The 723-nt window shown below is 50.6% G+C and carries 1 protein-coding gene; it reads right to left on the bottom strand.

Features of this window, described 5'->3' with window-relative positions; genetic code table 11:
* On the bottom strand, positions 1-723 hold a 723-nt coding region (locus DVK07_RS20185; RefSeq protein ID WP_233565559.1), incomplete at both ends, for an SNF2-related protein.

The following is a 723-nucleotide window of genomic DNA, read 5'->3' as shown; positions in this document are numbered from 1 at the left end:
TGTTGAGACTAGCACCCCACCCTCTTCTTCGAAGCTTTCGACGATCTGCTCTTTTTCCTGGCTAGAGTGCCCCCCATGGAAGGAGTGGACCGTGTATCCTTCCTCAGTCAACCGATCAAGGATTTCTCGTTGAGTCGCTCGAAACTGGGTGAAGACGATGACTCGTCCCATCTCGACGTGGTCACGCGCTTCCTCAACGATGCTTAGCAGATTCTCCTGCTTTGTGACCGTCTCAATACCCTCAATCAGATCGAGGATTGACTCCAGTTCTTCCGTGTGGGTGAGTTCAGACTGGTCATCGAGCCGTTTCTCAATAGTTGCTTTCAGCGCAGCAGGGCTGCTGACGACCTCTTTCTGAAGCAGCATTAGAACCAGCTTTTGACCCTGATCTTCGCTATACGCACCTCTGACGTAATCAGAGACTGCCTGATAGAGCTCTCGTTCTTCAGGAGATGGATCGAAGGTTCGTGTATCAATGCTTCTGTTCGTGAAGTCAATATCCGTATCTGCGCGCCGATTCCGAATCATCACCTTGTTCAGCCGATCCTGTAGTTCGTCGCGGTTGACGAGTGTCTCCTGGTTACTGTTTACGAAATAGTGATGGAAGACATCACGCGTCCCGAACAGTCCCGGTCGAAGCAAGGAAACAACGTTATACAGGTCAGTTAGCTCGTTTTGAATGGGTGTGGCTGTCAGGAAAAACCCGTAGTTGTAGGAGAGGTT

The sequence above is a fragment of the Halorubrum sp. Atlit-26R genome, from assembly GCF_003666015.1.
In the GTDB taxonomy this organism is placed as follows: Archaea; Halobacteriota; Halobacteria; order Halobacteriales; family Haloferacaceae; genus Halorubrum.
This window is presented reverse-complemented; position numbering and strand designations above follow the sequence as displayed.